23 protein-coding genes are annotated in these 24767 nt (G+C 66.6%); 17 read left to right on the forward strand and 6 right to left on the reverse strand.

The features are described from left to right. Positions 1 to 21 precede the first annotated feature (21 nt). The 6 genes from murC to lpxC all read left to right on the forward strand — a co-directional run bounded on the left by murC (position 22) and on the right by lpxC (position 6770). Positions 22 to 1431, forward strand: coding sequence for a UDP-N-acetylmuramate--L-alanine ligase (murC, locus tag KDW96_RS16865; protein ID WP_255840553.1), 1410 nt, complete (start codon positions 22 to 24; stop codon positions 1429 to 1431). After that, positions 1428 to 2378, forward strand: coding sequence for a D-alanine--D-alanine ligase (locus tag KDW96_RS16870; RefSeq protein ID WP_255837374.1), 951 nt, complete (start codon positions 1428 to 1430; stop codon positions 2376 to 2378). Before murC ends, KDW96_RS16870 begins: the two co-directional genes overlap by 4 nt. 3 nt (positions 2379 to 2381) lie before the next feature. Continuing rightward, positions 2382 to 3239 (forward strand): cell division protein FtsQ/DivIB, encoded by an 858-nt coding sequence (locus KDW96_RS16875; protein ID WP_255837375.1) that lies wholly within the window; start codon positions 2382 to 2384, stop codon positions 3237 to 3239. Positions 3240 to 3259: 20 nt separating this feature from the next. Beyond that, the gene (gene ftsA, locus KDW96_RS16880; RefSeq protein ID WP_255837376.1) at positions 3260 to 4507 is read left to right on the forward strand and encodes a cell division protein FtsA; all 1248 of its coding nucleotides are present in this window, start codon (positions 3260 to 3262) and stop codon (positions 4505 to 4507) included. 54 nt (positions 4508 to 4561) lie between these two features. After that, positions 4562 to 5746 carry a cell division protein FtsZ gene (gene ftsZ / locus KDW96_RS16885; RefSeq protein ID WP_255837377.1) on the forward strand — a complete coding sequence of 395 codons (1185 nt, stop codon included), beginning with the start codon at positions 4562 to 4564 and terminating at the stop codon, positions 5744 to 5746. 112 nt (positions 5747 to 5858) lie between these two features. Then, positions 5859 to 6770, forward strand: a complete 912-nt coding sequence (lpxC, locus tag KDW96_RS16890; protein WP_255837378.1) for a UDP-3-O-acyl-N-acetylglucosamine deacetylase — start codon at positions 5859 to 5861, stop codon at positions 6768 to 6770. A gap of 73 nt (positions 6771 to 6843) precedes the next feature. Here the strand turns inward: lpxC and KDW96_RS16895 are convergent, their stop codons facing one another. After that, the gene (locus KDW96_RS16895; RefSeq protein WP_255837379.1) at positions 6844 to 7299 is read right to left on the reverse strand and encodes a DciA family protein; all 456 of its coding nucleotides are present in this window, start codon (positions 7297 to 7299) and stop codon (positions 6844 to 6846) included. 81 nt (positions 7300 to 7380) lie between these two features. Here KDW96_RS16895 and KDW96_RS16900 point away from each other — a divergent pair, with 81 nt between their 5' ends. From KDW96_RS16900 to KDW96_RS16925, 6 genes are all read left to right on the forward strand, one after another. Further along, positions 7381 to 8307, forward strand: coding sequence for a M23 family metallopeptidase (locus KDW96_RS16900; protein ID WP_255837380.1), 927 nt, complete (start codon positions 7381 to 7383; stop codon positions 8305 to 8307). A 118-nt stretch (positions 8308 to 8425) separates the two neighbouring features. Continuing rightward, positions 8426 to 11161 carry a preprotein translocase subunit SecA gene (gene secA / locus KDW96_RS16905; protein ID WP_255837381.1) on the forward strand — a complete coding sequence of 912 codons (2736 nt, stop codon included), beginning with the start codon at positions 8426 to 8428 and terminating at the stop codon, positions 11159 to 11161. 182 nt (positions 11162 to 11343) lie between these two features. Continuing rightward, entirely contained in the window at positions 11344 to 12561 is a 1218-nt protein-coding gene (gene argJ, locus KDW96_RS16910) for a bifunctional glutamate N-acetyltransferase/amino-acid acetyltransferase ArgJ (protein WP_255837382.1), read from the forward strand. A 135-nt stretch (positions 12562 to 12696) separates the two neighbouring features. Then, positions 12697 to 13329 carry a glutathione S-transferase family protein gene (locus tag KDW96_RS16915; protein WP_255837383.1) on the forward strand — a complete coding sequence of 211 codons (633 nt, stop codon included), beginning with the start codon at positions 12697 to 12699 and terminating at the stop codon, positions 13327 to 13329. After that, a complete protein-coding gene (locus KDW96_RS16920) occupies positions 13326 to 14267 on the forward strand; it encodes a Nudix family hydrolase (protein WP_255837384.1) in 942 nt (313 codons plus the stop codon). The genes KDW96_RS16915 and KDW96_RS16920 overlap by 4 nt, the downstream gene beginning before the upstream one ends. Before the next feature lie 68 nt (positions 14268 to 14335). Further along, positions 14336 to 15460, forward strand: coding sequence for an HPP family protein (locus KDW96_RS16925; RefSeq protein ID WP_255837385.1), 1125 nt, complete (start codon positions 14336 to 14338; stop codon positions 15458 to 15460). Here KDW96_RS16925 and KDW96_RS16930 read toward each other — a convergent pair. After that, the gene (locus KDW96_RS16930) at positions 15372 to 16337 is read right to left on the reverse strand and encodes a LysR family transcriptional regulator (RefSeq protein WP_255837387.1); all 966 of its coding nucleotides are present in this window, start codon (positions 16335 to 16337) and stop codon (positions 15372 to 15374) included. The two genes, KDW96_RS16925 and KDW96_RS16930, sit on opposite strands and share 89 nt — an antisense overlap. Before the next feature lie 104 nt (positions 16338 to 16441). Between KDW96_RS16930 and KDW96_RS16935 the strand changes: the two genes are divergently transcribed. The 3 genes from KDW96_RS16935 (at position 16442) to KDW96_RS16945 (ending at position 18518) form a co-directional block, all read left to right on the forward strand. Then, on the forward strand, positions 16442 to 17371 hold the full coding sequence (locus KDW96_RS16935; protein WP_255837388.1) for an AEC family transporter: 930 nt from the start codon (positions 16442 to 16444) through the stop codon (positions 17369 to 17371). Further along, positions 17368 to 17541: a hypothetical protein gene (locus tag KDW96_RS16940; RefSeq protein WP_370295149.1), complete on the forward strand. Its 174-nt coding sequence runs from the start codon at positions 17368 to 17370 to the stop codon at positions 17539 to 17541. Before KDW96_RS16935 ends, KDW96_RS16940 begins: the two co-directional genes overlap by 4 nt. An 80-nt stretch (positions 17542 to 17621) precedes the next feature. Continuing rightward, complete coding sequence (locus KDW96_RS16945; RefSeq protein WP_255837389.1) at positions 17622 to 18518, forward strand: pseudouridine synthase; 897 nt, start codon at positions 17622 to 17624, stop codon at positions 18516 to 18518. A 24-nt stretch (positions 18519 to 18542) separates the two neighbouring features. On the opposite strand, the gene KDW96_RS16950 is transcribed toward KDW96_RS16945, so the two are convergent. From KDW96_RS16950 to KDW96_RS16965, 4 genes are read right to left on the reverse strand one after another with little or no spacing between them, the layout of a single operon-like run. After that, complete coding sequence (locus tag KDW96_RS16950) at positions 18543 to 19124, reverse strand: cob(I)yrinic acid a,c-diamide adenosyltransferase (RefSeq protein ID WP_255837390.1); 582 nt, start codon at positions 19122 to 19124, stop codon at positions 18543 to 18545. 2 nt (positions 19125 to 19126) lie between these two features. Further along, positions 19127 to 21145 carry a sensor histidine kinase gene (locus KDW96_RS16955; protein WP_255837391.1) on the reverse strand — a complete coding sequence of 673 codons (2019 nt, stop codon included), beginning with the start codon at positions 21143 to 21145 and terminating at the stop codon, positions 19127 to 19129. 47 nt (positions 21146 to 21192) lie between these two features. Continuing rightward, positions 21193 to 22119, reverse strand: coding sequence for a putative 2-dehydropantoate 2-reductase (locus KDW96_RS16960; protein WP_255837392.1), 927 nt, complete (start codon positions 22117 to 22119; stop codon positions 21193 to 21195). 59 nt (positions 22120 to 22178) lie between these two features. Continuing rightward, positions 22179 to 23144, reverse strand: coding sequence for a response regulator (locus KDW96_RS16965; RefSeq protein WP_255837393.1), 966 nt, complete (start codon positions 23142 to 23144; stop codon positions 22179 to 22181). 150 nt (positions 23145 to 23294) lie between these two features. Between KDW96_RS16965 and KDW96_RS16970 the strand changes: the two genes are divergently transcribed. Then, a complete protein-coding gene (locus KDW96_RS16970; RefSeq protein WP_255837394.1) occupies positions 23295 to 23774 on the forward strand; it encodes a YajQ family cyclic di-GMP-binding protein in 480 nt (159 codons plus the stop codon). Positions 23775 to 23914: 140 nt separating this feature from the next. After that, the gene (locus tag KDW96_RS16975) at positions 23915 to 24742 is read left to right on the forward strand and encodes a mechanosensitive ion channel family protein (protein ID WP_255837395.1); all 828 of its coding nucleotides are present in this window, start codon (positions 23915 to 23917) and stop codon (positions 24740 to 24742) included. The last annotated feature ends 25 nt before the right edge of the window (positions 24743 to 24767 follow it).

Raw genomic sequence — 24767 nt, forward strand, 5'->3', positions numbered from 1 at the left:
AAAGCCTTCCCGCAGCCGGAAATGCGCCGCATCCGCCGCATCCACTTCGTCGGCATCGGCGGCGCCGGTATGTGCGGCATCGCCGAGGTGCTGCTGAACCTGGGTTACCAGGTGTCCGGCTCGGACCTCAAGAACTCGGCGGTGACCGAGCGTCTGGAAAAGTTCGGCGCGCAGATCTTCATCGGCCACCGCGCCGAGAATGCCGCGAGCGCCGACGTGCTGGTGGTGTCCAGTGCGATCAATACCGCCAACCCGGAAGTGGCCACCGCCCTGGAGCGGCGCATCCCGGTGGTGCCGCGGGCCGAGATGCTCGCCGAACTGATGCGCTACCGCCACGGCGTCGCGGTGGCCGGCACCCACGGCAAGACCACCACCACCAGCCTGCTGGCCTCGGTGTTCGCCGCCGGCGGCCTGGACCCGACCTTCGTCATCGGTGGACGCCTGAACGCCGCCGGCACCAACGCCCAGCTCGGCACCAGCCGCTACCTGATCGCCGAGGCGGACGAGAGCGACGCCAGCTTCCTGCACCTGCAGCCGATGGTCGCGGTGGTCACCAACATCGACATGGACCACATGAGCACCTACGAGGGCGACTTCAACAAGCTGAAGAAGACCTTCGTCGAATTCCTCCACAACCTGCCGTTCTACGGCTTGGCGGTGGTCTGCGTGGACGACCCGGTGGTGCGCGAGATCCTGCCGCTGGTGGCGCGTCCCACCGTCACCTACGGCTTCGCCGAGGATGCCGACGTGCGCGCCATCAACGTGCGTCAGCAGGGCATGCAGACCCACTTCACCGTGCTGCGGCGCGACCGCGAGCCGCTCGACGTGTCGGTGAACATGCCGGGCAACCACAACGTGTTGAACTCCCTGGCGACCATCGCCATCGCCACCGACGAGGGCATCAGCGACGAGGCGATCGTCCAGGGACTGTCCGGCTTCCAGGGCGTCGGCCGACGTTTTCAGGTCTACGGCGATCTGCCGGTGGACGGTGGCAGCGTGATGCTGGTCGACGACTACGGTCACCACCCGCGCGAGGTCGCCGCGGTGATCAAGGCCGTGCGCGGCGGCTGGCCGGAGCGGCGTCTGGTGATGGTCTACCAGCCGCACCGCTTCAGTCGCACCCGCGACCTGTACGACGACTTCGTGCAGGTGCTGGCCGATGCCAACGTGTTGCTGTTGATGGAAGTCTACCCGGCCGGCGAAGAGCCGATTCCCGGTGCCGACAGCCGTCAGCTGTGCCACAGCATCCGTCAGCGCGGCCAGCTGGACCCGATCTACATCGAGCGTGGCATCGAGCTGGCGCCGCTGATCAAGCCGCTGCTGCGCGCCGGTGACATTCTCCTGTGCCAGGGGGCTGGCGACATCGGCGGCCTGGCCCCGCAACTGCAGCAGAGCCCGCTGTTCGCCGCGGCCGAAGGTGAGTCGAAATGAGCGCCGAGAACTTGAAATCGCATCTGCCGGTGGCGGCGTTCGGCCGGGTCGCCGTGCTATTCGGCGGCAAGAGCGCCGAGCGGGAGATCTCCTTGAAGTCTGGCAACGCGGTCCTCGGCGCCCTGCAGGGCGCGGGGGTGGACGCCTTCGGCATCGATGTCGGCGACGACTTCCTGCTACGCCTGACCCGCGAGAAGATCGACCGCGCCTTTATCGTCCTGCATGGTCGTGGCGGTGAGGACGGCAGCATGCAGGGCCTGCTCGAGTGCGCCGGTATCCCCTACACCGGCAGCGGCATACTCGCCTCGGCCCTGGCCATGGACAAGCTGCGCACCAAACAGGTGTGGCAGAGCCTCGGCCTGCCGACGCCGCGCCATGCCGTGCTGAGCAGCGCCGATGACTGCCGCGCGGCCGCCGCGTCCCTGGGTTTCCCGCTGATCGTCAAGCCGGCCCACGAGGGCTCCAGCATCGGCATGGCCAAGGTGCAGTCGGTCGAGGAGCTGATTGTCGCCTGGCAGGCCGCCAGCCAGTATGACGCAGAGGTGCTGGTCGAGCAGTGGATCCAGGGGCCCGAATTCACCATCGCCACCCTGCGTGGCCAGGTGCTGCCGCCGATCGCCCTGGGCACGCCGCACAGCTTCTACGACTACGACGCCAAGTACCTGGCCAATGACACCCAGTACCGCATTCCCTGCGGCCTGGATGCCGCCAAGGAGGAGGAACTCAAGGCCATCACCGTGCGCGCCTGCGAGGCGGTCGGCACCCGCGGTTGGGCGCGGGTCGACGTGATGCAGGATGCCGATGGGCAGTTCTGGTTGTTGGAGGTCAACACCGTCCCGGGGATGACCGATCACAGCCTGGTGCCGATGGCGGCCCAGGCTGCCGGCCTGGACTTCCAGCAGCTGGTGTTGGCGATCCTCGCCGACAGTGTCGAGGCACAGGGGTAGACCATGGGCGCCGTCCTTCGTCATCAGCCAGGCTCACCGCGCATTCCCGCGCGCGGCAAGCCTGTGCCGCGCGGCGCCAGCCGCCTGGTGGCCAAGGAGCCGATCAGTGCGCGCCTGCCGAAGCCCAGCTTCGGCTTGTTCAAGCGTGTGACCTGGCCGTTGCTGCTGCTGGTGCTGGGGTTTGGCGCCTACGAGCTGGCCCAGCGCCTGCTGCCCTACGCCGATCGGCCGATCGCCAAGATCAGCGTCGAGGGTGACCTGAGTTACATCAGCCAGCAGGCGGTGCAGCAGCGTATCGCGCCCTTCGTCTCGGCGAGCTTCTTCAGCGTCGACCTGCCGGGCATGCGCCACGAACTGGAGCAGATGCCCTGGATCGCCAGTGCCGAGGTCCGCCGCGTCTGGCCGGATCAGGTGCTGGTGCGTCTGGAGGAGCAGCTGCCGATCGCCCGCTGGGGCGATGAGGCCTTGCTCAACAATCAGGGTCAGGCTTTCGCCCCGCGGGAGCTGGCCCACTACGAACATCTGCCCCAGCTGCAGGGCCCCAAGCGGGCCCAGCAGAAGGTGATGCAGCAGTACCAGGTGCTCAGCCAGATGCTGCGGCCGATGGGGTTCTCGGTGGCGCGCCTGGAGTTGCGCGAGCGGGGCAGCTGGTTCCTGTCCACCGCCCAGGGCATCGAGCTGCTGCTGGGACGTGACCACCTGGTGGAGAAGATGCGCCGCTTCAGCACCATCTACGACAAGGTGTTGAAAGAGCAGCAAGCGAATATTGCGCGGATCGACCTGCGCTACGCCAACGGCCTGGCCGTGGCGTGGCACGAGCCGATCGCGCCGGCATCGGCCGACAAGGTGGCCGTGCAATGAATCGGGAGAAGACAGGACAAATGGCAAACGTGCAGAGCGGCAAGATGATCGTCGGCCTGGACATCGGCACTTCCAAGGTGGTGGCGCTGGTGGGCGAGGTCACCGCCGACGGCCAGCTGGAAATCGTCGGCATCGGCACTCACCCCTCGCGCGGCCTGAAGAAGGGCGTGGTGGTGAATATCGAATCCACCGTGCAGTCGATCCAGCGTGCGGTCGAGGAGGCCCAGCTGATGGCGGGCTGTCGCATCCACTCGGCGTTCGTCGGGGTGGCCGGCAACCATATCCGCAGCCTCAACAGCCACGGCATCGTCGCCATCCGCGATCGCGAGGTCAGCCCGGCCGACCTCGAGCGGGTGCTGGACGCGGCGCAGGCCGTGGCCATCCCGGCCGATCAGCGGGTGCTGCATACCCTGCCGCAGGACTACGTGATCGATAACCAGGAGGGCGTACGCGAGCCCCTGGGCATGTCCGGGGTACGCCTGGAAGCCAAGGTGCATGTGGTGACCTGCGCGGTCAATGCGGCGCAGAACGTCGAGAAGTGCGTGCGCCGCTGCGGCCTGGAAGTCGACGACATCATTCTCGAGCAGCTGGCCTCGGCCTATGCGGTGCTCACCGACGACGAGAAGGAGCTGGGCGTGTGCCTGGTCGACATCGGCGGCGGCACCACCGACATCTGCATCTTCACCGAGGGGGCGATCCGCCATACCGCGGTGATTCCGATCGCCGGCGACCAGGTGACCAACGACATCGCCATGGCCCTGCGCACGCCGACCCAGTATGCCGAGGAAATCAAGATCCGCTACGCCTGCGCCCTGGCCAAGCTGGCCGGCGCCGGCGAGACCATCAAGGTGCCCAGCGTCGGCGACCGGCCGCCGCGGGACCTGTCGCGCCAGTCCCTGGCCGAAGTGGTCGAGCCACGCTATGACGAGCTGTTCACCCTGATCCAGGCCGAGCTGCGGCGCAGCGGCTACGAGGACCTGATCCCGGCGGGCATCGTGCTCACCGGCGGCACGGCGAAGATGGAAGGCGCGGTGGAACTGGCCGAGGAGATCTTCCACATGCCGGTGCGCCTGGGCGTGCCACACAGTGTCAAGGGTCTGGCCGATGTGGTGCGCAACCCGATCTACTCCACCAGCGTGGGCCTGCTGCTCTACGGCCTGCAGAAGCAGGCGGACGGCATCTCGATGTCGACGCTCGGTGGCTACAACGACGAACCCCGGGTACCGGTACTGGAACGGCTCAAACGCTGGGTCCAGAACAGTTTCTGATGTAAGGCGGCATGTGCAGTAGGCGTTATAACTAGAACAGGAAGGAGAGGGAAAATGTTCGAACTCGTAGACAATGTCCCGCAAAGCGCGGTCATCAAGGTAATAGGCGTGGGTGGCGGCGGCGGCAATGCCGTCAACCACATGGCGAAAAACAACATCGAGGGCGTCGAGTTCATCTGCGCCAACACCGATGCGCAGGCGCTGAAGAACATCGGCGCGCGTACCGTACTGCAGCTCGGCCCAGGCGTGACCAAGGGCCTGGGCGCCGGCGCCAATCCTGAGGTCGGCCGTCAGGCCGCGATGGAAGATCGCGAGCGCATCGCCGAAGTGCTGCAGGGCACCGATATGGTGTTCATCACCACCGGTATGGGCGGTGGCACCGGTACCGGTGCGGCGCCGGTCATCGCCGAAGTGGCCAAGGAGCTGGGCATCCTCACCGTGGCCGTGGTCACCCGTCCGTTCCCGTTCGAAGGGCGCAAGCGCATGCAGATCGCCGACGAGGGCATTCGCGCCCTGTCGGAAAGCGTCGATTCGCTGATCACCATCCCCAACGAGAAGTTGCTGACCATCCTCGGCAAGGACGCCAGCCTGCTGTCGGCCTTCGCCAAGGCGGATGACGTGCTGGCCGGCGCGGTGCGTGGCATCTCCGACATCATCAAGCGTCCGGGCATGATCAACGTCGACTTCGCCGACGTGAAGACGGTGATGAGCGAAATGGGCATGGCGATGATGGGCACCGGCTGCGCCAGCGGCCCGAATCGCGCCCGCGAAGCCACCGAGGCGGCGATCCGCAACCCGCTGCTGGAAGACGTCAACCTGCAGGGCGCCCGCGGCATCCTGGTGAACATCACCGCAGGTCCGGACCTGTCCCTGGGCGAGTACTCCGACGTGGGTAACATCATCGAGCAGTTCGCCTCCGAGCACGCCACCGTCAAGGTGGGCACCGTGATCGATCCGGACATGCGCGACGAGCTGCACGTCACCGTGGTCGCCACCGGTCTGGGCGCGCGCATCGAGAAGCCGGTCAAGGTGGTCGACAACACCGTTCAGGTAAGTACCACCGCCTCGGCTCCGGCTGCCCCGGCGCGTGCCGAGCAGAGCGTCAACTACAAGGACTACGAGCGGCCTACCGTACAGCGTCAGAGCCATGCCGGCGCTGCCACCGCGGCCAAGATGAACCCGCAGGACGACCTGGATTATCTGGATATCCCGGCCTTCCTGCGTCGCCAGGCCGATTGATGGAATGTATCAGGAGTATTGGGGTGATTGGTGTTCAGCAAAGGCCGGTTCTGCTATCATCGCCGGCCATTGTTGAAAACAATTCGCAACTAGTGCTATAGCGGCCAGAGCCATGATCAGACAACGCACCCTGAAGAACATTATCCGCGCCACCGGCGTCGGCCTGCATTCCGGGGAGAAGGTATACCTGACCCTGAAGCCGGCTCCTGTGGACACCGGAATCGTGTTTCGTCGTACCGATCTCGACCCCGTGGTGGAAATTGCCGCACGGGCGAGCAACGTCGGCGAAACCACCATGTCGACCACGTTGGTCAATGGTGACGTCAAGGTGGATACGGTAGAGCACCTGCTCTCGGCCATGGCTGGCCTGGGCATCGATAACGCCTACGTCGAGCTCTCCGCGTCCGAAGTGCCGATCATGGATGGCAGCGCCGGCCCCTTCGTATTCCTGATTCAATCCGCCGGCCTGCAGGAGCAGGACGCGGCCAAGAAGTTCATCCGGATCATCCGTGAGGTCACGGTCGAGGAGGGCGACAAGCGCGCCACCTTCGTGCCCTTCGATGGTTTCAAGGTGACCTTCGAGATCGATTTCGATCACCCGGTCTTTCGCAATCGCACGCAGTCGGCCAGTGTCGATTTTTCCAGCACGTCTTTCGTCAAGGAAGTCAGCCGGGCGCGCACCTTCGGCTTCATGCGCGACATCGAGTTCCTGCGTTCGCAGAACCTGGCGCTCGGCGGCAGCGTGGAAAACGCCATCGTGGTTGACGAGTATCGTGTACTCAACGAAGACGGCCTGCGGTACGAGGACGAGTTCGTCAAGCACAAGATTCTCGACGCGATCGGCGACCTCTACCTGCTGGGCAACAGCCTGGTCGGCGAATTCAAGGGCTTCAAATCCGGGCATGCGCTGAACAATCGCCTGCTGCGGGCTCTGATCGAGCAGACCGATGCCTGGGAAGTGGTCACGTTCGACGACGCCAAGACTGCGCCGATCTCCTACATGCGCCCGGTTGCGGCCGTGTAAGCAACACCTCCTTCCGTTTGTATTCGAGGCCACCCCTGGGGTGGCCTTTTTTTTTATCGGCGCTTGAGAGGAGTCAGTCGCTGTCGGCGCGGTGCCGGGCCAGGCGCTCCAGGGCGGCGCGCAGCTTGGGATCGGTGATGCCTTCGGCGGTGGCCTGGATGTTCTCGGCGGCGCTGTCGGACAGGCTGATAGTGCGACCGGGTGCACGCCTTTCAGCGGTCGGCGGTTGCACCTTGAAGAGGATTTTCGTTAAGGTCGCGAATTCTTCGAGCGCCTGCAGTTGACGAAGCAGGCGTCGTTGTTGGTAACGCAAGCGGGTGGCCCAGTGGCCATCGGTGACTATTAGAAGCAGGCAACCCTCGCGCCACGACGCTACATGGCAGTGCTCGCGGGCCGCAGGTTGCAGCTGGCTCTCCAGCAAGCGCTGCAGATGATCGAGGCGTTGCGCCTGATTGAACAGCGCCCTCAGGGGCTTCGCCTCGCGCAGAAGCGCGGCGGGGGCACGAGCCGGCAAAGGACGAAAGGTCATGGCAGGACGCCTGAAATTGTGGAGCCGCCATGGTAGCAGAATCTCTGCCGCCGACTTGGGCTCCGCCCTATAGGGGAAGCCATGCATATCATTTTATTAAGCCGGCGCCATGGCGCTGCGCGCTCACTCAGCCTGGATTTGCGCTGGTTGCTTGCGGCCCTGACGCTACTGGTCGCTGCCGCCCTCGCCAGCGGCGTGGCGGTCGGGGCCTGGTGGGCGCCGCAAGCGCCGAGGCTGCAGGACAACGCGCAGATCAGCGAGGCGCTCGACCGCCAGCGCGCCGAGGTCGGCGCCGTGCGGATCGACGCGCAGCGCCAGTTGGACGCCTTTGCCGCCCATGTCGCCGAGTTGCAGGCGCGCCTGACCCGCCTGGACGCCTTGGGCGAACGCCTGACCGAGCTGGCCGAGCTGGACTCCAGCGAGTTCGATTTTTCCCTGAATGTCGGGCAGGGCGGCCCGGAAGAGGCGCTCGACGGCGCGGCCTATGCGCCTCCGTCCTTTATCGGCACCCTGGACGACCTGGCCCTGCGCATGGACAGCCGTGAGCAGCAGCTCGAAGTGCTGGAGCAGCTGCTGGCCGATCGCCGTCTCGATGAGGCCGAGTACCTGGCCGGGCGTCCGGTGCTGCAGGGCTATATCTCCTCGCCGTTCGGCCGCCGCACCGACCCCTTGACCGGCCGCCTGAGCGTGCACAAGGGCGTCGACTTTGCCGCCAAGGCCGGCAGCGACGTGGTCGCCGTGGCCGCCGGCGTGGTCACGGCCTCGGGTCGACGTTCCGGTTACGGCAATACCGTGGAGATCAGTCACGCCGACGGCTATGTCAGCCTGTATGCCCACAATCGCAGCAACCTGGTGCAGGTCGGCGACCTGGTTCAGCGTGGTCAGACCATCGCCAAGGTCGGCAGCACCGGGCGTTCGACCGGCTACCACGTGCACTTCGAAGTCAGCAAAGATGGCCGTGTGGTCAACCCCACCAGCTTCATTGCGCGGGTCAGCGGCGTGGAATAACGTCGCTTTCTTCGTTTTCGTTTCCGGGTAGAATGCCCCCTTCGCACGCAGCCATGAGGGCTGCAAAGGGCGGCCCGAGTGCCGGCCTCCATCCATACGCCTGGAAGATCCTGTCGATATGTTTGCCCCTTTGTTGAAAAAACTCTTCGGAAGCAAGAACGAGCGTGAAGTCAAACGCATGCTCAAGATGGTGCAAACCGTCAATGCCTTCGAAGAGCAGATGCTCGCCCTCTCCGACGAGCAACTGCGTGCCAAGACCGAAGAATTCAAAGCCCGCCTGGCGAAAGGTGAAACCCTCGATCAGCTCCTCCCGGAGGCCTTTGCCGTGGCCCGCGAGGCCGGCAAGCGGGTGATGGGCATGCGCCACTTCGACGTGCAGCTGATCGGCGGCATGACCCTGCATGAGGGCAAGATCGCCGAGATGCGCACCGGTGAGGGCAAGACCCTGGTGGCGACCCTGGCGGTCTACCTCAACGCCCTGTCCGGCAAGGGCGTGCACGTGGTCACGGTCAACGACTACCTGGCTCGCCGCGACGCCAACTGGATGCGTCCGCTGTACGAATTCCTCGGCATGTCGGTGGGCATCGTCACGCCCTTCATGCCGCCGGAAGAAAAGCGCGCCGCCTATGCCGCCGACATCACCTACGGCACCAACAACGAGTTCGGTTTCGACTACCTGCGCGACAACATGGCCTTCAGCCTGGAGGAGAAGTTCCAGCGCGAGCTGAACTTCGCGGTGATCGACGAAGTCGACTCGATCCTCATCGACGAGGCGCGCACCCCGCTGATCATCTCCGGCCAGGCCGAGGACAGCTCCAAGCTGTACACCGAAGTCAACAAGCTGATCCCCCGCCTCAAGCAGCACATCGAGGAAGAGGAGGGTGTGGTCACCCAGGAAGGCCATTACAAGGTCGACGAGAAGAGCCGCCAGGTCGAGCTGAACGAGGCCGGCCATCAGTTCGTCGAGGACATGCTGACCCAGACCGGGCTCCTGGCCGAGGGCGAGACCCTGTATTCGGCGCACAACCTGGGCCTGCTGACCCACGTGTATGCCGGCCTGCGCGCCCACACCCTGTTCCACCGCAACGTCGAATACATCGTGCAGAACAACCAGGTGCTGCTGATCGACGAGCATACCGGCCGCACCATGCCGGGCCGCCGCCTGTCCGAGGGCCTGCACCAGGCCATCGAGGCCAAGGAAGGGCTGCCTATCCAGGCCGAGAGCCAGACCCTGGCCTCGACCACCTTCCAGAACTACTTCCGCCTGTACAGCAAGCTGTCCGGCATGACCGGCACCGCCGACACCGAGGCCTTCGAGTTCCATCAGATCTACGGCCTGGCCGTGGTGGTGATCCCCACCAACCGGCCGCTGGCGCGCAAGGACTACAACGACCTGGTCTACCTGACCCAGGAAGAGAAGTACGCCGCGATCGTTACCGACATCAAGGAGTGCCAGGCCCAGGGCAGGCCGATCCTGGTCGGTACCGCCTCGATCGAGACCTCCGAGTACGTTTCTGCGCTGCTCAACAAGGAAGGCATCGAGCACAAGGTGCTCAACGCCAAGTTCCACGAGAAGGAAGCCGAGATCATCGCCCAGGCTGGTCGCCCGGGCGCGCTGACCATCGCCACCAACATGGCCGGTCGCGGTACCGACATTCTTCTGGGCGGCAACTGGGAGGTCGAAGTGGCCGCCCTGGAAAATCCCAGCGCCGAGCAGGTCGCGCAGATCAAGGCCGACTGGCAGAAGCGCCATCAGCAGGTGATCGAGTCCGGTGGCCTGCACGTTATCGCCTCCGAACGTCATGAATCGCGGCGCATCGACAACCAGCTGCGCGGCCGCTCCGGTCGTCAGGGCGACCCGGGCTCGAGCCGCTTCTACCTGTCGCTGGAAGACAGCCTGATGCGTATCTTCGCCTCGGATCGGGTGAAGAACTTCATGAAGGCCCTGGGCATGCAGTCCGGCGAGGCCATCGAGCACCGCATGGTCTCCAATGCCATCGAGAAGGCCCAGCGCAAGGTCGAGGGGCGCAACTTCGACATGCGCAAGCAGCTGCTCGAGTTCGACGACGTGGCCAACGAGCAGCGCAAGGTGATCTACCACATGCGCAACACCTTGCTGGCGGCCGACGATATCGGCGAGACCATCGCCGAGTTCCGCAAGGAAGTGCTGGACGGCACCATCAATACCTATATTCCGCCGCAGTCGATGCCCGAGCAGTGGGATATCGCCGGTCTGGAAGAGGCGCTGCAGAGCAGCTTCAGCGCGAAGTTGCCGATCCAGCAGTGGCTCGACGAGGACAGCAAGCTCTACGAGGAGACCCTGCGCGAGCGCATCCTCGAGGAGCTGGTCGCCGCCTACAACGAGAAGGAAGAGCTGGCCAGCGCCGAGGCCCTGCGCACCTTCGAGAAGCAGATCCTGCTGCGCGTGCTCGACGACCTGTGGAAGGATCACCTGTCGACCATGGACCACCTGCGTCACGGCATTCACCTGCGCGGCTATGCGCAGAAGAACCCCAAGCAGGAGTACAAGCGCGAGTCCTTCACCCTGTTCCAGGAGCTGCTCGACTCGATCAAGCGCGACGCCATCCGCGTGCTGTCCCATGTCCAGGTGCGCCGCGAGGATCCGGCCGAAGAGGAAGCCCGCCTGCGCCGCGAAGCCGAGGCGCTGGCCGAGCGCATGCAGTTCCAGCATGCCGAGGCGTCGGCCCTGGCCCAGCCCGAAGCGATGGCCGAGGACGGTGATGTGGCGGTGGCCACGGCGCCGGTGCGCAGCGAGCAGAAGGTCGGCCGCAACGAGCCTTGCCCCTGTGGTTCCGGCAAGAAGTACAAGCACTGCCACGGCCAGATCAGCTAAAGCGCCAGTGGTCAGCGCCCGGCAGGCCTCGGCTATGCTTGGCGCAGGGTTGCAACGCCGCGAACGGTCCTGACTGCTCGCGGCGTTTTTCCATCGAATCCAGTCCTGTCGCCTGGCTGGTTCTTTATCCACAGGGCGCCGTCCAGTCGACGCGCTGTACTGCATATTCAAGGAGCACTCTCATGGCTGTTGGTCTTGGCCCGCTGTCTACCCTGCACCCGGTCCCAGGTTTCGAGCTGGGCATCGCGTCGGCCGGCATCAAGCGCCCTGGGCGCAAGGATGTGGTGGTGATGCGCTGCGCCGAAGGCTCCAGCGTCGCCGGGGTCTTCACCCTCAATGCGTTCTGCGCCGCGCCGGTGATTCTGGCCAAGAAGCGTGTGCTCGGTCCGGTGCGCTACCTGCTGACCAACACCGGCAACGCCAACGCCGGTACCGGTGAGCCGGGGTTGCAGAACGCGGCGCGCACCTGCGCGGCGCTGGCCCAGCTGGCCGGGGTTGGCGAGGAGGCAGTGCTGCCGTTCTCCACCGGGGTGATCGGCGAACCGCTGCCGGTGGAGAAGATCGAGGGCGCCCTGCAGGCCGCCCTGGACAACCTGTCGGAGAACAACTGGGCCGAGGCCGCCACCGGCATCATGACCACCGACACCCTGCCCAAGGGCGCCAGCCGCCAGTTCGTCCACGACGGCGTGACCGTCACCGTTACCGGCATCAGCAAGGGCGCCGGGATGATCAAGCCGAACATGGCGACCATGCTCGGCTACATCGCCACCGACGCCAAGGTCGCCCAGGGCGTGCTGCAGGACCTGTTGCGCGACGCGGCGAACAAGTCGTTCAACCGCATCACCATCGACGGCGACACCTCGACCAACGACTGCTGCATGCTGGTCGCCACCGGCCAGGCGCCGCTGGCGGAGATCACCCAGGCCAGCGGCGCGCTGTTCGCGGCGCTGAAGCAGGCGGTGTTCGAGGTGTGCATGGACGTGGCCCAGGCGATCGTGCGAGACGGCGAAGGCGCGACCAAGTTCGTCACAGTTACGGTCAACGGCGGCGCCACCCACCAGGAGTGCCTGGACGTCGGTTACGCCGTGGCCCATTCGCCCCTGATCAAGACCGCGCTGTTCGCTTCCGACCCGAACTGGGGGCGCATCCTCGCCGCCGTGGGCCGTGCCGGTGTGGCTCAGCTCGACGTCAGCAAGATCGACGTGTTCCTCGGTGACGTGTGCATCGCCAGCCGTGGCTGCCGCGCAGCCAGCTACACCGAAGAGCAGGGCGCGGCGGTGATGGCCGAGGAAGAGATCGGCATCCGCATCGAACTCGGTCGTGGCGGGTGCAGCGAAACGATCTGGACCACCGACCTGTCCCATGAGTACGTGAAGATCAACGCCGAATACCGCACCTGATCTCGACCGGGGCGCTATGGCGTTGTCCCTATTCCCGTTGTTCATGGCCCCATGAACAACGGGAATTTGCTATTGGGGCAGGCGCCTCTTAAGGTCGACGGACCCTGTCGACAATCCCGTGCCTGGAGCCGCCCCATGCCCCTGACCCTGATCATCGGTGACAAGACCTATTCCTCCTGGTCGCTGCGTGCGGCCCTGGCCCTGGAATTGGCCGAGGCGCCGTACAGCGAACTGCTGATCCCCCTGGATCGGCCGGATACCCATGCGCGCATCCTCGCGCATTCGCCGACGGGCAAGGTGCCGCTGCTGCAGACCGAGGAGGGGCCTGTGTGGGACTCGCTGGCGATCGGCGAATACCTCGCCGAGCGTTTCCCCGAGGCCCACCTGTGGCCGCGTGGCGAGTATGCCCGCGCCCTGGCCCGCAGCCTCTGTGCGGAGATGCACAGCGGCTTCGCGGCTTTGCGTACACACCTGCCGATGGACCTGAAGCGCGATCAGGCGCTGGCGCAGGTTCCCGCCGATGCGCAGGCGGATATCCGGCGCATCTGCGCGCTGTGGACGGACTGCCGTGAGCGCTTCGGCCAGGACGGCCCCTTCCTGTTCGGTCACCCGAGCCTGGCGGACGCTTTCTTCGCACCGGTGGCGGCGCGCCTGCGCAGCTACCGAATCGAACTGCCGCAAGTGGCCGCGGCCTATGTCGAGACTGTCTATCGCTGGCCGGCGTTCCAGCGCTGGTTCCAGGCGGCGCAGACGGAGCGACTGCGGTGAAGCGGCTGCATGTGGCGGCGGCGGTGATCCGCGCCGAGGATGGACGGGTGCTGATCGCCCGGCGTCCGGAGGACAAGCACCAGGGCGGCCTGTGGGAGTTTCCCGGCGGCAAGGTGGAGGCCGGCGAGGCGGTGCAGGTGGCCCTGGCCCGCGAGCTGGAGGAGGAGCTGGGCATTCGCCCGACCGCGGCGCGGCCGTTGATTCAGGTGCACCACGATTACCCGGACAAAGAGGTGCTGCTGGATGTCTGGGAGGTCACCGCCTTCAGCGGCGAGCCCTACGGTGCCGAGGGCCAGCCGCTGGCCTGGGTCGGCCCGCGCCAGTTGGGCGACTACGCGTTTCCCGCCGCCAACCGGCCGATCGTTGCCGCTGCCCGCTTGCCCGGTCGCTACCTGATCACCCCGGATGACCTGCCGGCGCCGGCACTGCTGCGCGGCGTGCAGGCCGCCCTGGACGGCGGCATTCGCCTACTGCAGCTGCGCGCGCCGGGCATGTTCGACGCCCAGTACCGCGACCTGGCCGTGGATATCCAGGGCCTGTGCGCCGGTCGGGCGCAGCTGATGCTCAAGGGACCGCTCGAGTGGTTGGGCGATTTTCCCGCCGCCGGCTGGCACCTGACTTCCGCGCAATTGCGCGAACTGGTCGGCGGCGGGCGGCCGCTACCGGCGGAGCGCTGGTTGGCCGCCTCCTGCCACAGTGCCGAAGAGCTGGCCCTGGCCACGCAGATGGGTGTGGACTTCGTCACCCTGTCACCGGTGCAGCCCACCGCCAGCCATCCGCAGGCCCCGGCGCTGGGCTGGAGTCTGGCCCGCGAGCTGCTGCAGGGCTTCAATCGACCGGCCTACCTGCTCGGCGGCCTGGGGCCCGGGGACGTCGAGCAGGCCTGGCAGGTCGGTGCCCAGGGTGTGGCCGGCATCCGCGCCTTTTGGTCGCGTTGACGAGGTGCGCAGCGCCGCTTGTATAGTGGCTGCCCACAAATGGTGCGCGAAAGGCGGAAGTTCCTGCGGTGAATAGGCTCAAAGGCTGGTTGAGGGCGTTCTGGCCGGACCCCATGGCGGTCAGCCGCGGCGAGCAGCTATTGAGTTGCAGCGGCGCGCTGCTGGGGCTGTTGGTCAGTGGCTGGATCGCCCAGCAGAGCCTGGGCGATGCCGGGCTCTGGCTGGTGGCGCCCATGGGCGCCTGCGCCGTGCTGCTGTTCGCGGTGCCCTCCAGTCCGCTGGCGCAGCCCTGGTCGGTGGTGGGGGGCAACCTGGTGGCGGCCCTGGTCGGTGTCGCCTGCGCCCACTGGGTTGGGCATACCTTGTGGGCCGCCGGCCTGGCGGTGGCCATTGCCATGGCGGCGATGTTCGGCCTGCGTTGCCTGCACCCGCCGGGTGGCGCCATCGCCCTCACCGCGGTGCTGGGCGGCGACGAAGTCGCGCAACTCGGCTACGCCTTCGCCCTCTACCCGGTGACGCTCAATAGCCTGGGCCTGCTGGCCATCGCCCTGTTGTTCAACAACGCCTTCCGCCGGCGTTACCCCTATCGCGCCCTGGTCCCGGACAACCCACGCAAGACCCGCGATCTGCCGCCGCGTGACCGCCTGGGTTTCACCGCGGCCGACCTCGATGAGGTGCTTGCGGCCCGCGGCGAGCTGCTGGACATCTCCCGCGAGGATCTGGCGCAGATCCTCCGCCAGACCGAGGAGCGCGCCTATCGCCGGCGCTTCGGGGAAATCCGCTGTGCCGACATCATGTCCCGGGATGTCCTGTGCCTGGCGCCGGCGGACAGCTGTGCCGAGGCCTGGGCGCGCATGCAGGGCCATCGACTGACCGCCATGCCGGTGGTGAACCAGCGCCGTCAGCTGCAAGGCATGCTCTACCTGCACGATCTGATCCAGACCGACGGCGCCTGTTCCCCCGGGCAGGTGCGTGAGGTGATGCAGACCCAGGTGCCCAGTTGCGGCCCGCAATGGCCCACCATTCGCCTGGTGCAGCGCCTGGCCTCCGGTGAGGTGCACAAGGTGCCCGTGCTCGACGAGGACCGGGTGCTGCTCGGCATCGTCACCCAGACCGATCTGGTGGCGGCCCTGTATCGCCGCTCCCTGGAGACGGTTTCGGCGGGAACCCTGGCGCCCCCGCCTGCAGGCTAGCGGCCAGGCGCTGCGCGCAGTCGAGAAAGCCGCCCAGGCAGGGGTTGGCGTTGCCCTCGTGCCAGTACAGCCCCTGCTCGATCTGCGGCGAGCTCAGCAGCGGGCGGAACACCGCGCCGTCCAGTTGCATGCGCCGCATCGAGTCCGGCACCAGGGACACGCCCAGGCCTTCGCCGACCAGGTTGACGATGGTCTGCTGCAGGTGGGTTTCCAGGCGGATCCGTGGGCTGAAGCCCCCACTCCGGCAACAGTCCATGAACGCCGCGTGCAGCGCCGGCGCGGTGTCGCGGGGAAAGCAGACGAAGGCTTCGTCGGCCAGCTGGGCGACGTCCAGGCGCGCCTGCGCCGCCAGCGGATGCCGGCTCGGCAGCACCGCACAGAGCGGTTCCCGGTGCAGCGGCAGGTAGCGCAGTTGACCGCTCGGCGGGCTGGAAAAGGCGATGCCGAAATCCGCGGCGCCGCTGCCGAGGAGCTGCGCCAGGTCCCGCGGCAGGGTTTCGTTGAGGCGCAGGCCGACCTGCGGCCGCTCGTCGCTGTAGGCCTTCACCAGGCGCGGCAGCAGGCTCCAGGCGGCGCTCATGGTGAAGTTCAGGCGCAGCTCGCCGCGTTCGCCACGGGCGGTGGCCTGGGCGGTGCGCACTGCCGTGTCGAGATCGGCCAGCAGGGCCTTGGCATGGCGATAGAACTGCTCGCCGGCGAGGGTCAGGCTGACCGCGCGCGAGGTGCGCGTCAGCAGGCTGATGCCCAGTTCGGCCTCGAGGGCGGCGATCTGCCGGCTCAAGGGTGGCTGGGTGATATGCAGCTGTTCGGCGGCCCGGCCAAAGTGCAGGGTCTCGGCGAGCGCGGTGAAGTAGCGTAGCTGGCGGATGTCGGTCATCGATACTAACTAGGTATTGGTATTCCCTACAAATAGCATTAGACGGTATCGATCGCCAGGCCTAACCTGCGGACCTCCTTCGGCCCACCGAGCGTGCCTGGCCCATGGCTGCCGTCTTCAACGTATTGCTACCGATTTTCGCCCTGATCCTGGCCGGCTACCTGTGCCGGCGCCTGGGCGTGCTCGGCCCGAGCGCGGCGTCGGAGGTCAATCGCATGGTGGTCTGGCTGTGCCTGCCGGCCCTGCTGTTCGAGGCCACCGCCACCGCGGACTGGGTACAGATCTGGCAGCCCCAGTTCATCCTGGCCTACAGCCTGGGAGCCCTGGCGGTGTTCGTGCTGACCCTGCTGTGGCGCCTGCGTCAGCGCCAAGGACTGGCCGATGCCAGCGTTCAGGGGCTCAGCGCGTCCTACGCCAACACCGGCTACATGGGCATTCCGCTGTGCGTGCTGGTGCTCGGCGACGAGGGCCTGGAGCCGGCGCTGATCGCCAGCCTGATCGTGGTCTGCGTGCTGTTCTCCCTGGCGGTGGTGTGCATCGAGGTCGCCCTGCAGGACGAGAAGCGCCTGCACCGGGCGGTGGCCAAGGTGCTGTTGGCGCTGATCAAGAACCCACTGGTGGTGGCGCCGTTGCTTGGGGGGCTGTGGTCCGTCTTTGATCAGCCGCTGCCGCTGCCCGCGCATCGGCTGCTCGACCTGCTGGCCGCCGCCACGGCGCCCTGCGCGCTGATCTCCCTGGGGCTGTTCCTCGCGCACAAGCAGAGCGGGCGCAGCGAGGGCAGCATCGGCCTGGTGCTGATCAAGCTGATCGTCCATCCGCTGATCACCTGGGTGCTGGCCTTCCAGGTGTTCCAGCTGCCGCCGCTGTGGGCCTACGCGGCGTTGCTGCTCAGCGCCCTGCCGACCGGCACCGGGCCCTTCATGCTGGCCGAGTTCTACCGGCGCGAGGCCTCGGTGGTGTCGAGCAGCATCCTGCTGTCGACCCTGGGTTCGCTGTTCAGCCTGTCGCTGTGCCTGTATCTGATCGGGCAATGAGCGCGGCGCCATCGACGCAGACGGGGCGGCAGCCGCTGGCGCTCAACCTGGGGCTGACTCCGCTGACCTTCTACCTGCAGGTCGGCCGGGTCGAGCGCGCCGTGCTCATTGCCGCGCAACTGGTGGCGTTGAGCCTGATCGCCCTGTTCTGGGCGGTGATTCCGCTGTAGCTCATCGGCGCGCTTTGACGCTGGGCGACGGGCTGCGGCCTAATAGACGGCCCTTTTCCCGCCGTCCGTCGAGTGCCTTGATGTCCGTAGACGCCCGCTCCCCGTCCAACATGCGCCCCAGTACCCTGCACCTGCCCCAGGGCAATTGGGCGACGGTGCTCGATTGCCTGGCCGCGCACTTCCCGGCAGTCGGCCGCGAGCGTTGGGCGCAGCGCATGGCCAGGGGCCGGGTGCTGGATGCCGAGGGCGCGCCCATCGGCCCGCAGCAGGCCTACCGGGCCGGGCTGCGGGTGCACTATTTTCGCGAGGTGGCGGCCGAGACGCCGATTCCCTTTCAGGAGGCCGTGCTGCATGTCGACGAGCACCTGCTGGTGGCCGACAAACCGCATTTTCTGCCGGTGATGCCGGCCGGTGAGTATGTCGAGCAGACCCTGCAGGCGCGCCTGGCCAAGCGCCTGGGCAACGCCGACCTGGTGCCGCTGCACCGCATCGACCGGCACACCGCCGGGCTGGTGCTGTTTTCCACCAACCCGCAGAGCCGTGGCCGCTACCAGGCGCTGTTTCGCGAGCGGCGCATCGACAAGTATTACGAGGCCCTGGCCGCGGCATTGCCTGCGCTGCAGTTTCCGCTGCTGCGCTGCACCCGGCTGGAAGCCGGCGAGCCGTTCTTCCGCATGCGCGAAGGGGGCGGTGCAGCCAACAGCGAGACGCGCATCGAGGTCGCCGAGAAGCTGGGCGAGCTGTGGCGTTACGCCCTGTATCCGGTTACCGGCAAGAAGCACCAGTTGCGCGTGCACCTGGCGGCCCTGGGGGCGCCGATCTGCAATGACCCCTTCTACCCCGAGGTGAGTGCCGCCGCCGACGCCGCGGACGACTACAGCAAGCCGCTCAAACTGCTGGCCAAGGGGCTGGGATTCATCGACCCGCTCAGCGGCGAGCCGCGCCGCTTCGAGAGCCGGCTGAATCTGAGCCCCTGAAACACCATTCCGTGACGGGCGTCGCTAGACGCCGGGCTTGGCGGCCTCCTGCCAGAGCACCTCGTCGACCTGCTGCCGGCGGGCGATAAGCCGGGCGGCGACGAACAGCAGGTCGGACAGGCGATTGACGTAGGCCAGGCCGACCTCGCGAATCGGCTCCAGGGCGTTGAGCTGCTGGCAGCGCCGCTCGGCGGTGCGCGCCAGGCTGCGACAGACGTGGGCCTGGGCGATCAGGCGGGAACCACCGGGAAGGATGAAATTCTGCAGTGGTCCGAGCTCTTCGTTCCAGCGGTCGATGGCGTCTTCCACTCGGGCGATTTCGCTTGGCTGCAGGGCCTGGTAGTCCGGCATCGCCAGCTCGCCGCCGAGGTCGAACAGGCGGTGCTGGCAGGGCGTCAGTACTTCGATGACCTCGTCCAGGGCGGGGCAGGCGCCGGCCTGATCGGCCAGTTCGGCGAGCAGCAGGCCGAGCTGGCTGTTGAGGCTGTCCAGTTCGCCCATGGCCTCCACCCGCGGGTGGTCCTTGGGCACCCGGCGGCCGTCGGCCAGGCCGGTCTCGCCGGCATCGCCGGTGCGTGTGTAGATCTTCGACAGTCGATAACCCATGGTCAGGAACCTGTACCTTCGGTGGGGGCAGCCAGTGGCAGGCGCAGGCTGAAGCAGGTGCCCTGGCCGCGCTTGGACTGTACTTCCATCTGCCCTTTGTGGTTGTTGGTGATGATGAAGTAGGAGACCGACAGACCCAGTCCGGTGCCTTGGCCGACCTCCTTGGTGGTGAAGAAGGGCTCGAAGATGCGCTTGCGCACCGGCTCGGGCATGCCGACACCGTTGTCTTCCACCTGGATCTCCGCCCAGGGCAGGGTGAGCCGGGTGCGCAGGGTGATCTGTCCGGGGGTGTCGGGGCTCTCGCGCTGGTGGATGGCCTGGGCGGCGTTCTTCAGCAGGTTGAGCAGCACCTGCTCCAGTTCGTTGGCGGTGGCGGGCACCGGGCCCAATTCCGGGTCGAACTCGCGCTGGATGATCAGGCTCTTGAAGTCGAAGCTGTCGGTCAGGTCGAAGTCGTTGCTGGCGATCTCAAGGGCCTGGTCGATCAGTGCCGGCAGCAGGCAGGGCGACAGCTGGCGGGTGCTGCGGCGGCTGAAGCTGAGCATATGGCTGACGATCCGCGCCGCCCGGGTGCCGGCCTGCTGGATGCCGTCGAGCAGCGGCGGGATCTGCCGGGCGTGCAGGTACTGGTCGATGGCCTCCAGGCACAGGCCGAGCTGTTCGGCCTCCTCGCGATTCTTCTCCAGTTCCGGCGACAGGCGCCGGCGGATGTTCTGCACGTTGTGCAGGATTGCGCCCAGGGGGTTGTTGATTTCATGGGCCATGCCGGCGGCCAGGCTGCCGACCGAGAGCATCTTCTCCGACTGCACCATCATCTCCTCGAGGCTCAGGCGCTGGGTGATGTCGTCTATGCGGATCACCACGCCGCGCCCGGCGCCGCCCATCAGGGGGTAGAAGGTCAGGGCGTAGTGGCGGGGCTCCTCCTCCTTGCTCCAGGTCACCCGCTCGATCTTCTCCACCTTGTGCTGCTCGGCGGTGCGCCGGAGCTGGTTGATGAAGGGTTTGAGCGGCGGAAAGGCGAGGAACACCGGCTGGTTCAGGGCTTCGCTCAGCGGGGTGCCGGAGAGGGCGCTGGCTTCCTGGTTCCACTGGGTGACGTAGAGCTGCTCGTCGAGGGCGATCAGCGCCGAGGGCATGGAGTCGATGATGCTGTTGAGGTAGTTCTGGAAGCCGGTGAGCTTCTTCTCGATCTTGCTGCGCACCTGCACTTCCAGCTCCAGCTTGCGATTGGAGTGGCGGGTTTCCTCGGCCAGGCTCTGGGCCTGGTCGAAGGCCGTCTGGGCGTCGTCGCGGGCCCGCTTGAGCTGCTGCTCGCGGGCCTCGATGCGCATCAGCATGGTGTTGAAGGCCTCGGCCAGGCTGCCGATCTCGTCGCGATTGCCGGGACGCGCGCGCAGCGCGTAGTTCTCCTCGCGGGTGACCTGGCGCGACAGCTCCTCCAGCTTGCGGATCGGCTTGGTCACCAGGCGGCGGATCTGCCGCGAGACCAACAGCCAGAGCAGCACGCTGAAAGCGAGAATCGCCCCGCTGGCGGTGAGGGTGCCGGTGTAGAAGGCGCCGGGCAGCTCGCCGGAGGCGACCAGCAGCAGGTAGCCGGGGCGCCGACCCGGCTGTGCCAGTTCGACCAGGTGGGTGGTGCGGAATTCATCCCGGCGCCAGGCATCGAGCTGCTCCACCTGTTGCGGCATCCTCAGCGCCTCGCCGCGCTGCAGCTGCGCCAGGCTCATGCCGTTGCTGTCGTAGATCGCCGCGGCGCGCAAGGGGGCGTAGTCGTCCAGGCGGGTGAGCAGGGCTTCGGCGGCCTTCACCGAGCTCAGCGCCTCGTAGCTCAGCGGCGGGCTGGCGATCAGGCGGCCGAGTGTGTGCAAGGCCTGGGGCGCGACGCTCTCCTGGGAGATCCAGTAGGCGGCGCTGATGAACGCCAGGTTCGCCACCAGCAATACGGTGGCCAGCGATACCAGCAGCGCGGCCAGCAGCTTGCGGCCGACCGGCAAATTTTCGAGGCGCTGACGCAGGGGCATGGGCGGGAGGGTCGCGATGACTGAGGTGCGGGCAGGGTAACGCGCGCTCAGTGGCTCGGCAATCCGCGTTGGTTCAGGTGCTTGAGCAGGCGCTGGTGCAGCGCCGCGAGGTGCGGCAGGACCAGGCGGTGGCGTTCGGCCGCGGCGCAGGCGTGACCGATCAGGTAGCCGATCTCGGTGCGCCGGCCCTGGGCGACATCCTGGTGCATCGACGAGTAGTTCGCCGCGGTGGCCCGGATGACCCGCTGCACCTCCTCGTGCAGGCCCTCGGCGGCGGCGGCTTGACCGCAGGTGTGGAGCAGCTCGCCGAGTTCGTCGCAGAGCGTCGCCAGCTCCGCCGGGTGTTGTTGCAGCGCCCCATTGCGGCAGTCGTAGAGCACCGTCAGCGGGTTGATCGCGCAGTTCAGCGCCAGCTTGCGCCACAGTCGGCCGAGGATGTCCAGGCTCCAGTCGTGGACGATGCCGGCCTGTTCGAGTTCCGCCAGCCAGTGCGGTGGGGCCAGGTCCAGCGGATCGCCGAGCCAGGTGTGGCCATGGCCGGCGAACACCACGCGCCAGGCGCCCTCGCGAAAGGCGCCCTCGGTGCTGGAGGCGAGAATGCAGCGGGCCTGGGGTACCCGGGCGGCGACCGCTTCCTGGCTGCCCAGGCCGTTCTGCAGCAGGACCACCTCGGCGTCTCCTGTCAGCCGCGGCGCCAGGGCGGCAATGGCGCCTTCGGCGTCGTAGGCCTTGCAGGCCAGCAGCAGGCGCCGGATGGGCGCCGGGTCGTCGGTGGTCTCGGCGTCCAGGGGGTACAGCCGGGCCTGACCCCGCTCCACCAGGGTCACGCCGCCTGCCTGGCGATAGGCCGCGAGCCGGCCGCGGTCGCGCAGGATCAGCCGTACCGGCGCGCCGGCACGGGCCAGGCGCGCGGCCCACAGGCCGCCGAGGCTGCCGGCGCCGAGGATGTGCCAGGTGGTTCTAGGGTCGCTCATGGGAGGCAAGTCTATCGCGGCTGGCGCTGCCTCGCCCGCACAGCGCGCAGCCGAATCGTCTACTGCTGGCGCGGCAGGCGCATGGCCGTGACCCGGCCGCTGGCGTAGGACTCAGGCAGCAGCTGGGCGGCCTGCTCGATCACCCTGTCCGGGTCGATCGGCAGGGTCTTGGCGTCGAGGCCGACCAGGCTGATGCCGGCCTTGAGGGTGATGAATCCCTCGCTGGTCTTGAACGCCTTGAGGTTGAGGCCTTCGTGCAGGCGGCGAAAGCTGCTCGGCGAGCACTCGTGCAGGTCGGCGGGCAGGGTAAGCAGGGCAAAATGGTTGTCGTCCAGGCGTGCCAGCACGTCCAGTGGACGCACCAGCTGCTGCAGGCGCCGGGCGACACCATGCAGCAGCTCGTTGTAGAAGGTCTCGCCATACTGTTGCAGCAGTTCGCCGGCCTCCTGAAGGCCGATCAGCAGGTAGCACAGCGCGCCCCCGCGGGAGTCGACCTGGCGCAGGCTGTCTTGCAGTTTCTGGCGCAGGTAGCGGGGGTTGCCCAGGCCGGTCAGCGGGTCGACCAGATTGCGCTCTTCCAGGCTGCTGACGTTCTGGGTCAGCAGGCGATTCTCCTGCAGCAGGCGCTGCAGGGTGTTGCACAGGCGGTCGGCGGCGAACACCCGAGGCACCAGCTGTTCGTTCATCGCCGACTTGCTGATGAAGTCATCCACGCCACGGTCGAAGGCCTCGCCCAGGACGTTTTCGCCTTCCTTGCCGGTCAGCAACATGATGTAGGTGTAGTGATCGGTCATCTCGTCCAGCTGGCGCACCCGTCCGGTCAGCTCGAGGCCGTCCATCTCCGGCATCAGCCAATCGGCCAGGAGCACGCTGGCCGGACGCTGCTCGAGCTGCCTGATGGCCTCGGCGGCGCTGTTGGCGAAGCGCAGATCCTGGTAACCGGCCTGACTCAGGGCACGACCGATCATGGCGCTGGAGAACTTGGCGTCGTCCACCACCAGGATGCTGAGATGGGGGTTGGGCATGGGGCAGGCTCGCAGGGATAGTCACATGGACCCGGTACATCGCCGGGCAGTGTTTATAACTAAGGATATATAATGGTCCGGTTTTTCAACCGTCAAGCCAGGTGTGCCCGGTCCGTGACCTGGGTCGCGCCCTTTATCTGGAGGAATCCCATGCCCTCGTTCGACGTGGTGTCCGAACTGGACAAACACGAAGTCACCAACGCCGTGGATAATGCCATCAAAGAGCTGGAGCGTCGTTACGACCTGCGCGGCAAAGGCAGCTTCGAGCTGAAGGAACTGACCGTCAACCTGACCGCCGACGCCGACTTCCAGCTGGAACAGATGCTCGAGATTCTCAAGCTGAGCCTGGTCAAGCGCAAGATCGACGTGCAGTGCCTGGAGTTCAAGGATGCCTACCCCTCGGGCAAGAGCGTCAAGCAGGAGGTGATCCTGCGTGAAGGCATCGACAAGGAGCTGGCGAAGAAGATCGTCGCCCACATCAAGGACAGCAAGCTCAAGGTGCAGGCCGCCATCCAGGGCGAGCAGGTGCGCATTACCGGCAAGAAGCGCGACGACCTGCAGGAATGCATCGCCAGCCTGCGCGCCAAGGACTTCGGCATGCCCTTGCAGTTCAACAACTTCCGCGACTGAACGACGAAAGATTGAACCTCTGCGGCGCACAGGCGTCGCACCAAGGGTAATAGCACTTTGACCGCCATGGCTTGCCATGGCGGTTGCGTTTCATGTGTTGGAAAACGCATGGTGGTGGCAATGCCTAGAAGGAGCGAACGATGGAAATGAACCTCGAGCAACTGGTGAAGATGTCCGAGACCTGGCTGCCAGTGGTACTGAACTACAGCGGCAAGCTGACCTTGGCACTGGTTACCCTGGCCGTCGGTTGGTGGCTGATCAACGGCCTGACCCGCAAGGTCGGCGGCCTGCTGGAAACCCGCAACGTCGACCGCGCCCTGCACAGCTTTATCGGCAGCCTGGCGAGCATCGCGCTGAAGGTGATGCTGCTGGTCAGCGTGGCTTCGATGGTCGGTGTGGAGACCACCTCGTTCATCGCCGCCATAGGTGCTGCCGGCCTGGCCATCGGCCTGGCCCTGCAAGGCAGCCTGGCGAACTTCGCCGGTGGCGTGCTGATCCTGCTATTCCGCCCGTTTCGCGCCGGAGACTGGATCGAAGGGCAGGGCGTGGCCGGTACCGTCGACAGCATCCATATCTTCCACACCACGCTGAAGACCGCGGACAACAAGGTGGTGATAGTGCCCAACGGCAGCCTGTCCAACAGCCACATCACCAATTACTCCCGCGAGCCCAAGCGCCGCGCGGAAATCAAGGTGGGCATCGATTATGCCGCGGACATCAATAAGGCCCGCGAGGTGCTGTTGAAGATCGCCGAGGATTTGCGGGTGCTCAAGGACCCGGCGCCGGTGGTCTATGTGGTCGGCCTGGGCGACAACTCGGTCGACCTGTCGCTGCGGGTGTGGGTGGAAACCGGCGACTTCTGGCCGGTGACGTTCGAGTTCACCGAGCTGGTCAAGGAACGCTTCGACGAAGCCGGTATCGGCATCCCGTTCCCGCAGCGGGTGGTGCATCTGGTCCAGGCCAGCTGATCGTCTGCAGGTTGAAAGCCTGCAG

This window comes from Pseudomonas benzenivorans, from assembly GCF_024397895.1.
GTDB lineage: Bacteria > Pseudomonadota > Gammaproteobacteria > Pseudomonadales > Pseudomonadaceae > Aquipseudomonas > Aquipseudomonas benzenivorans_A.

Coding starts and splice junctions, on each gene's coding strand:
- murC (WP_255840553.1), top strand. CDS start 22: ATGCGCCGCATCCGCCGCATCCACTTCGTCGGCATCGGCGGCGCCGGT.
- KDW96_RS16870 (WP_255837374.1), top strand. CDS start 1,428: ATGAGCGCCGAGAACTTGAAATCGCATCTGCCGGTGGCGGCGTTCGGC.
- KDW96_RS16875 (WP_255837375.1), top strand. CDS start 2,382: ATGGGCGCCGTCCTTCGTCATCAGCCAGGCTCACCGCGCATTCCCGCG.
- ftsA (WP_255837376.1), top strand. CDS start 3,260: ATGGCAAACGTGCAGAGCGGCAAGATGATCGTCGGCCTGGACATCGGC.
- ftsZ (WP_255837377.1), top strand. CDS start 4,562: ATGTTCGAACTCGTAGACAATGTCCCGCAAAGCGCGGTCATCAAGGTA.
- lpxC (WP_255837378.1), top strand. CDS start 5,859: ATGATCAGACAACGCACCCTGAAGAACATTATCCGCGCCACCGGCGTC.
- KDW96_RS16895 (WP_255837379.1), bottom strand. CDS start 7,299: ATGACCTTTCGTCCTTTGCCGGCTCGTGCCCCCGCCGCGCTTCTGCGC.
- KDW96_RS16900 (WP_255837380.1), top strand. CDS start 7,381: ATGCATATCATTTTATTAAGCCGGCGCCATGGCGCTGCGCGCTCACTC.
- secA (WP_255837381.1), top strand. CDS start 8,426: ATGTTTGCCCCTTTGTTGAAAAAACTCTTCGGAAGCAAGAACGAGCGT.
- argJ (WP_255837382.1), top strand. CDS start 11,344: ATGGCTGTTGGTCTTGGCCCGCTGTCTACCCTGCACCCGGTCCCAGGT.
- KDW96_RS16915 (WP_255837383.1), top strand. CDS start 12,697: ATGCCCCTGACCCTGATCATCGGTGACAAGACCTATTCCTCCTGGTCG.
- KDW96_RS16930 (WP_255837387.1), bottom strand. CDS start 16,337: ATGACCGACATCCGCCAGCTACGCTACTTCACCGCGCTCGCCGAGACC.
- KDW96_RS16935 (WP_255837388.1), top strand. CDS start 16,442: ATGGCTGCCGTCTTCAACGTATTGCTACCGATTTTCGCCCTGATCCTG.
- KDW96_RS16940 (WP_370295149.1), top strand. CDS start 17,368: ATGAGCGCGGCGCCATCGACGCAGACGGGGCGGCAGCCGCTGGCGCTC.
- KDW96_RS16945 (WP_255837389.1), top strand. CDS start 17,622: ATGTCCGTAGACGCCCGCTCCCCGTCCAACATGCGCCCCAGTACCCTG.
- KDW96_RS16950 (WP_255837390.1), bottom strand. CDS start 19,124: ATGGGTTATCGACTGTCGAAGATCTACACACGCACCGGCGATGCCGGC.
- KDW96_RS16955 (WP_255837391.1), bottom strand. CDS start 21,145: ATGCCCCTGCGTCAGCGCCTCGAAAATTTGCCGGTCGGCCGCAAGCTG.
- KDW96_RS16960 (WP_255837392.1), bottom strand. CDS start 22,119: ATGAGCGACCCTAGAACCACCTGGCACATCCTCGGCGCCGGCAGCCTC.
- KDW96_RS16965 (WP_255837393.1), bottom strand. CDS start 23,144: ATGCCCAACCCCCATCTCAGCATCCTGGTGGTGGACGACGCCAAGTTC.
- KDW96_RS16970 (WP_255837394.1), top strand. CDS start 23,295: ATGCCCTCGTTCGACGTGGTGTCCGAACTGGACAAACACGAAGTCACC.
- KDW96_RS16975 (WP_255837395.1), top strand. CDS start 23,915: ATGGAAATGAACCTCGAGCAACTGGTGAAGATGTCCGAGACCTGGCTG.